Raw genomic sequence first — 7,742 nt, forward strand, 5'->3', positions numbered from 1 at the left:
AGATCTACGGATTTTCGCCATGCCACGAAATTAGGCATATGTTAGCCAGTTAAGGGAACAACGACATGATAAAATAGTAATTAGCTATATTTTTCTAACTTTGCAACAGAACCGTTTATTATATATTCTAGATCATCAATAGTTGAAAGTGATTTATTAAACACTCTATAAACATCATATGATATTGCAAGGTATAATCCAATATTTCATATATGTAATCCCTCCACATCTCATTAACTTTTTAAATTATACACAACCTAATTTTTAGTTTTATTTATGATAAGCTTCGCCTCGCATAATCTTAAATGCTCTATATACTTGTTCGATTAAGACGACGCGCATCATTTGATGTGGAAATGTCATTTTACTGAATGAAAGTGCGTAGTTGCTGCGTTTTAAGACGTCTTCATGTAATCCGTTTGATCCGCCAATCACAAAGACGAAGTCACTTTGTCCTTGTGTCATGCGTCGTTGCATCTCTTCAGCTAAACCTTCTGATGACAACATTTTACCTTGTATTTCTAAAGTGATGACTGTAGCTTGTGGCTTTATTTTAGCTAATAAGCGTTGGCCCTCTTTTTCTTTCACTTGTTCTATTTCTTTATCGCTCATATTTTCAGGTGCTTTTTCATCGGGTACTTCAATAATTTCAATTTTGGAATATGCACCTAATCTTTTTTCATATTCTGATATAGCCTGTTTCCAATATTTTTCTTTTAATTTACCCACAGCTAAGATTGTTATCTTCATAAAATCCTCCATAGATGTTAATAGTTATCCTACTTATCCACAAGTTATCAACTTGTTAACAGAATTCCCTCTAATTATAACAGTAATGTATACGAATTACGGTAAAATCTTTTAAAATATCCCCATTTCTTGTGATTATCCTTGTATATATGTGGATAAGTCTGTGAATAATGTGAGTATTTCTGTGTGTATTATACACAAAAGTGGATAACTCACCCTCATTTTGGGGATAACTTTAAGTAAGTCTTAAATATTTATTCACAGATTTAAGCTAAATCTTGTTATAATAAGGTTCATTTTGAATAATCATGTATAGTCCAAATTATTAGATAATTAACTCAATACATAAAAAAACGACCTACTTACAAATACTAAGTTTATAAGTAGGTCGTTCGTCTAATTAATTACAATGTATATATCGGTGTAGCTTGTGCTTTATCTGTATCACATAATAGCACTTCTTTTTCAGTGTCTATATCATGTTCATTTAATACTTGTCCAACGCTCATACGTGCTAAATCTTTCATATTGTTATCTTGTGATAAGTGTGAAAGGTAGATACGTTTCGTATTACCTGTAATCACGTCCGTCATCGCTAGTCCTGCATCTTCATTAGACACATGCCCCATATCACTTAAAATACGTTGCTTCGTCTTCCAAGGATAGCGACACATACGTAACATATCCACATCATGATTACTCTCGAACATAAAAGCATCACTACCTTGAATCATACCTTTCATTCTATCTGAAACATAGCCTGTATCTGTGATTATAGTAAATTTCTTATAATTGTTATGGAAAATGTAAAACTGTGGATCAATCGCATCATGCGATACATTAAACGATTCAATATCAAAACCTGCAATTGATTTTGTTTCATACGGATTAAAAATGAATTTTTGATCCATTGGAATTTTACTATCCTTCTTCTCTATTGCTTTCCAAGTATTTTCATTCGCATAAATTGGTAAACCATATTTACGCGCAAGCACACCCAAACCTTTAATATGGTCACTATGTTCATGAGTAACTAGAATGCCGTTTAAATCTTTTATATTTCTATCAATTTGACTAAATAACGCTTCCATCTTCTTGCCAGTGAGTCCAACATCTACTAATAGACTGCCTTTATCACTTTCAACATAAGTGGCATTCCCTGTACTACCACTCGCCAATACACTCATTCGTATCAAGCGACTCATCCTTTCTACTTCCGATAACTTACACTATATTTTAGAGTGCCTTCAGTCTAATTCCTTATATTCTGCACTCTTTAATTAAAAAAATGAAGTTTCGAACAAACCATATCATTCGAAACATTCCAGTCCTCTAAAATACCTTTATATTATACTATATCAATACAAAAATTAAAGTTCCAATCCCTTGTTTATGTACAACACTCACACATATAAATAAAATAAGTGCATGAGACCATCGTAGCCCCACACACTTACTATACTTTCCACACCAAATACCATTTCTTTCTAATTAAGAACAGAGAGGTACAGAGAATGGTATTCTATTAAAAATAACCATTCACACACTTACATACGCAGTTCTAAGATAGATAACGAAACAGAGTTGCGGAGACTCCTAGGGGAGCAGTGCTAGTCGAAGACTACAGGCTGAGACAGCACCCCAGGAACGCGAAGCAACTTATGTGAGTGATTATCTATCTAAGAACTATTTTACAAGACCGCGGCTCGACCCAGCCCCCTAGGCAAGCGTCGCAACAAATTGAGTAAATATTCATCTAAGAATTTCTTTACAACCCTGCTCCCTAGTTATCAATCACTTTAGGATTTGATGATGTCGCTTCAACATAATAGGTCTTCACATCTTCCTTACCTTTATGCTTCACTTTAATTTCCCAGTTTGCTTGCAACAACTGCACGTTCGTTTCTCTCACAACAGAGTAATATCCTAATCGTGCATCCAACACTTCATCGCCTGATTTTAAGTAACGATTAAAGTATAACGTTTCAATTGCTTTACGTGGTGTAATGACCTGTTTCTTAGGATTATTATCACTCTTCGCAGGTTCAATCTTATTCATTGCAGATTGCTCATAACTTGTCGCTTTACCATCATTTACATTAAAACGTAAACGTGCTTTGTTATTATTCATCAAAGGATAACCTTCATACGTCTGCTCGTATGTCACAGCATTAGATGAAACATCGCCAAGTTGATACATCTTACCATTGTAAATGTTGCTCATGATATAGTCTTTTAAATCACTTAAATTACTATCACTCACATTAACCGTACTATCGATTTCACCTGTTAACGTATTACCTGAATCCTCCGTTTCTAATGAGGACTTACCTTTCGCATAACTCTTAAAGTCTTTAGATTTAGCCGTAATCATCTGCATCTTCGTACCACTCACATCTTTATTTAGCAGATCATTCGAAATTTTAATTTCTTCTTGTTGAAATTTAACTTCATTATCACTTTCAGATTCATTGATTTGAGACTTCGTAACCTTATTCACGTAAATCAATACAAGCAGGATATTGACTAGAATAAATACGAAAATAAACAATGTCTTCGTTCGTTTCCAATTCATTTATTCAAGCCTCCCATCCTCATAAGCATACCAATCGCCATCGTATTGAATATACCACGTTGGCACAAGCTCACTATTACGCTGCACTTCTATATCATCTTTATCAGGTCGATCATCCTCTTTATAGCCAATGACCATATTCGTAACCTTTTCAAAATCTAGGTTATGATTATTTGCCAATGAAGAACGCACACTTTCAACGCTATCCAGTGACTTCGTTTCACCCTCTAAAGGTACACTAGAACGTAATAAAGCGCGTTTATAATCATAAATACCTTTGTCTCCCCAAGTCACTTCAATATCATTTAATTGCTGATCATTAAATGTTGGATAGCCATTGAGGAAGAGTTGATACGTCAATTCACCGGATGAATTATCTGTATTGAACAGACGGAAATCATCGTTAAAGAAGCCACCATGCCCATTAATATATTCAAATGTGCTTGGAATGGTTGAGTCCATATCACTCGAACTCGATTCATCTTCAGATAAATTTTTATAATGATATTTTTTACTTTCATCATTATAGTTCGCTACACCAGTGTTGTTATTATACGTCGTCGAACCACTCTTACCGCTTCGGATAATCACTGAGTCATCAAATAAAATCGCATTCATCGTTTCGACTGGAATCGTATCATAAACCATACGGTATGAACGCATATCTTTCGGATGACTTGGTGCGAATATATGTGTCGCTTTATCAATCGTATCTTTATTCGTAATCACTTCTGAATATTTCTGCATTTCATTATTTAAATGATCCATCACTTTAATAAAGTGATTTGCCTTTGCAGTCATCGTTACTTTCATAACTTCATGACGGTCTTCGCTAATCGCAAACAATTCTAAATTACCTTTAGGGTTTTGGCTAACGATGATTCGATTAAATTTGAAATTTTTAGGTACTTTCGCTGATGAATTTAACACTTGGCCTAAATACGTTGTTAAAGGCATATCATAAGTGAAATCCAGTACAGTAAAGTGGTGGTCATTTAACATAGGGATATTTAAATTATAATCTCGTTGAATGTGTTCCACTTTACTGACTTCGTGATTTTTCAATGTACCTATGACTTGAGACAACTGCGCTCGAGAAGGTGCCAAACCTTTCACTTTATCGCCTTTAACTTCTACAATTTGATACGGCGCTATGACATTTTCGATATTGGCAGACATGGGCTTGCCGATTGTCTTAGTATTGCTCTTTTTACTATCTGTACTATCGATGTTATTCAAGTCTGGCGAGAAATTCCATACCATAAACGTTAGTACCACACTCATCATGACTAATAGGAAAAGAATAATCGATTTAATATGTTCTTTACTCTTCATCCCAATCACCGTCGTCTATAACTTCACATGGAAGTGTAATAAATATCGATGTACCTTGTCCTTCAACACTGTTTGCCCAAATACGTCCATTGTGTGCTTCTACAATCTCTTTCGAAATGGCTAGTCCTAAACCAGTACCACCCATTTTACGTGTACGCGCTTTGTCTACACGATAGAAACGATCAAAGATTTTATCCACTTTGTTAATCGGGATACCGATACCATTATCTTTAATACGAATCGTCATACGATTATATAATGCATTCTGTTTCACGTGGAACTCGACGCGTTTTTCACCACGAGAGTATTTCATCGCATTCGTAATAACGTTATCAAACACTTGCGTCATCTTATCTGGATCGATTTCTGTGAAGATCGTTTCAGATGGAATTTCACGTACAAATGTCGTGTCTTTTGCTGCCATTTCATGACGATTAATAATCTTATTGATAAACATGTTAAAGTCGACAATTTCTTTCGTAATTTGTTCAGATTCGTTATCCATTTTCGATAATTGAAGTAAATCATTAACAAGACGAATCATTCGTTCTGTCTCTTCACGTGTAACAGATAAGAATGATGGTGCTAAATTGTCATCTTTCCAAGCACCTTCTTCAAGTGCCTCTATATAACTGTTCATAGATGTTAAAGGTGTACGCAATTCGTGTGATACGTTTGCAACGAATTCACGACGTTCACGTTCAACTTGTTGTTGCTCAGTAACATCATGTAATACCGCTATGTAACCCGTCACAAATCCAGTTTCTTGAACAATTGTACTGAAATTCACACGCGCGATAATCCCTTCCTCTTCATTCATATCTAATAAGAAACTATCGTTATTCTCTTGAATTTCATCTAATGAGAACTCATCTTCTAAATTCAATACACTAAGCATATAGTAGCCAATTAAGTCTTCTTTAGCCATACCTAACATTTTGATGGCCATGTCATTGACGATACGTACACGACCACGTCGGTCTGTTGCGATAATACCGTCACTCATGTGTGTGATAACTGAGTCTAATCGACGTTTTTCACTCTCAGTATTCGCTTGTGCTTCTTGAACACGCTTAGATAGGTTATTGAAGGCTAAAGCTAATTCACCGATTTCGTCATTACCATATATCTTAACGCGTTGTGTGTAATTACCTTTAGACATCTCTACCGTCTGATTACGCATATCCGTAATCGGCCTTGTAATCGTCCTTGCGATAAAGAAACCAAGTATCACTGTAATGAATAGGGAAATCGCAGTACCAATAATGAAGATTTGGTTGATGTTGTTCAACTGATTATAGACATCATTGATATTCGATTCTATGTAAATATTACCAATCGTCTCATTGCCATTTTTGACTGGCAAATTGTAAATCCAAATTCGTTCTTTACCGCTGCCATAGTCTTTTAAGACATTATGACTATTAGATTCACCTAGCGATAAGGCTTTTTGAACGGAGTTATCATTTACCTTTTGATTGATCATATTATGCGATGATATCTTCGCTGTAGCCATTATGATTTGATCTTTATCAATAAAACGAATTTCTTCAATTTCTTGACGGTTGGCATACTCATTTAATAAACTTTGAACTTCTTTTTGAGCATTAGATGGATCATCTCTATATATCCGCTCAATATTAACTTCAAGCTGTGTCGCATATTGCTTAATATTCTTCATGAAGTTATTTGTCAGTTCTTTTTCTAAACTATTAGTGAAATACAGACCGATAATCTGCATTCCAATAATAATCAATAACACATAAACAATAACGAGCTTGGTGTGAAGGGATTGTAACTGTTTCAGCCACTTCATAGTCGCAAACTCCTAATCGTGTTGTTGGAGGAAGTATCCAACGCCTCTACGTGTCACAATATACTCAGGGTGTGAAGGATCGTCTTCAATCTTCTCACGTAAACGACGAATCGTTACGTCAACTGTACGCACGTCACCAAAGTAATCATAGCCCCACACAGTTTGTAATAAATGTTCACGTGTCATCACTTGACCCATATGTTTAGAAAGATAGTGGAAGAGTTCAAACTCTCTGTGTGTCAATTCAATATCTTCTCCTCGCTTCTTAATAGAGTAAGCGTCTGGATAAATCACAATATCTTTGATTGTAATTTCATTTGTCGTACCACTTACCTCTTGCGCTGGCTGAGAATAATGACGACGTAAGTTCGCTTTCACACGTGCGATTAATTCACGTGTACTGAACGGTTTCGTAACATAGTCATCTGCACCCAGTTCAAGGCCTAATACTTTATCGATTTCAGAGTCTTTCGCTGTTAACATAATAATAGGCATTTCAAATTTCTTACGTACTTCACGGCACACTTCCATACCGTCACGACCAGGTAACATGATGTCTAATAATACGATATCTGGTTCTTCTTCATATATTAAATCTACTGCATCATTACCATCATAGGCACAGTAAACATCATAACCTTCTTTTTTCAAATTAAATTCTAAGATGTCCGCAATTGGCTTTTCGTCATCGACAACAACTACTTTTCTTGCCATATCTATAAACCTCATTTCTCAAATTATAGTTCTATATTTCAATATTCATTCTTATAAATTAGTAAAGATTAAACTGTGATTTGATGCGTTTTAATAAGTTTATAGCGCATATTAATCTACTATATAATTTACCATTAATATTCATGTAATTCTATTTTCATATTTAAAATTATAGAATAATATTCGTTTAAAGTTTACCACTCTAATTTAATATTACAAATAAGTTAAACCCTTTGAATACGGGACAAAAGTCGTAGTGACGCCTATTCAACGCATTATTACAGAAAGATGATACGACTCAATAGTTGTGTAGCAAGCGTTCTATTTTAAACCGATGATTAATATTAAGATTCTGTTGCGACGTCATCTATTTGTAATGCAAATGAATGTCTTACAATATTTTGATTTAGTTTGTATTGATTTTTTGGGAAAAGATTTCAAAAAGGGATTAAAAATAATATATGATAAATAGCATGATGAAGGCATAAAAAAATGCCTATCCTTTTGGATAAGCAATACGGTCTCGACGGGAATCGAACCCGCGATCTCCTG

6 protein-coding genes are annotated in these 7,742 nt (G+C 34.8%); all 6 read right to left on the bottom strand.

From position 1 onward, the window contains the following. Positions 1–270: 270 nt before the first annotated feature. Complete coding sequence (rlmH, locus tag HMPREF3239_RS10990; RefSeq protein WP_037552500.1) at positions 271–750, bottom strand: 23S rRNA (pseudouridine(1915)-N(3))-methyltransferase RlmH; 480 nt, start codon at positions 748–750, stop codon at positions 271–273. A gap of 404 nt (positions 751–1,154) precedes the next feature. Beyond that, a complete protein-coding gene (locus HMPREF3239_RS10995; protein ID WP_053030343.1) occupies positions 1,155–1,955 on the bottom strand; it encodes an MBL fold metallo-hydrolase in 801 nt (266 codons plus the stop codon). 578 nt (positions 1,956–2,533) lie between these two features. Next, positions 2,534–3,325, bottom strand: a complete 792-nt coding sequence (locus HMPREF3239_RS11000; RefSeq protein ID WP_053030342.1) for a two-component system regulatory protein YycI — start codon at positions 3,323–3,325, stop codon at positions 2,534–2,536. Then, positions 3,326–4,660, bottom strand: a complete 1,335-nt coding sequence (locus tag HMPREF3239_RS11005) for a YycH family regulatory protein (RefSeq protein WP_053030341.1) — start codon at positions 4,658–4,660, stop codon at positions 3,326–3,328. It lies immediately after the preceding gene. Beyond that, positions 4,650–6,476 (bottom strand): cell wall metabolism sensor histidine kinase WalK, encoded by a 1,827-nt coding sequence (walK, locus tag HMPREF3239_RS11010; protein ID WP_053030340.1) that lies wholly within the window; start codon positions 6,474–6,476, stop codon positions 4,650–4,652. The genes HMPREF3239_RS11005 and walK overlap by 11 nt, the downstream gene beginning before the upstream one ends. A gap of 12 nt (positions 6,477–6,488) precedes the next feature. After that, positions 6,489–7,190, bottom strand: coding sequence for a response regulator YycF (gene yycF, locus HMPREF3239_RS11015; RefSeq protein ID WP_011274375.1), 702 nt, complete (start codon positions 7,188–7,190; stop codon positions 6,489–6,491). Positions 7,191–7,742: the final 552 nt, after the last annotated feature.

The sequence above is a fragment of the Staphylococcus sp. HMSC34C02 genome, assembly GCF_001838705.1.
Lineage (GTDB): Bacteria > Bacillota > Bacilli > Staphylococcales > Staphylococcaceae > Staphylococcus > Staphylococcus borealis.

What these genes read in the sequence shown, in the direction of transcription:
- rlmH (WP_037552500.1), bottom strand. Translation starts at nt 750, where the DNA reads ATGAAGATAACAATCTTAGCTGTGGGTAAATTAAAAGAAAAATATTGG.
- HMPREF3239_RS10995 (WP_053030343.1), bottom strand. Translation starts at nt 1,955, where the DNA reads ATGAGTCGCTTGATACGAATGAGTGTATTGGCGAGTGGTAGTACAGGG.
- HMPREF3239_RS11000 (WP_053030342.1), bottom strand. Translation starts at nt 3,325, where the DNA reads ATGAATTGGAAACGAACGAAGACATTGTTTATTTTCGTATTTATTCTA.
- HMPREF3239_RS11005 (WP_053030341.1), bottom strand. Translation starts at nt 4,660, where the DNA reads ATGAAGAGTAAAGAACATATTAAATCGATTATTCTTTTCCTATTAGTC.
- walK (WP_053030340.1), bottom strand. Translation starts at nt 6,476, where the DNA reads ATGAAGTGGCTGAAACAGTTACAATCCCTTCACACCAAGCTCGTTATT.
- yycF (WP_011274375.1), bottom strand. Translation starts at nt 7,190, where the DNA reads ATGGCAAGAAAAGTAGTTGTTGTCGATGACGAAAAGCCAATTGCGGAC.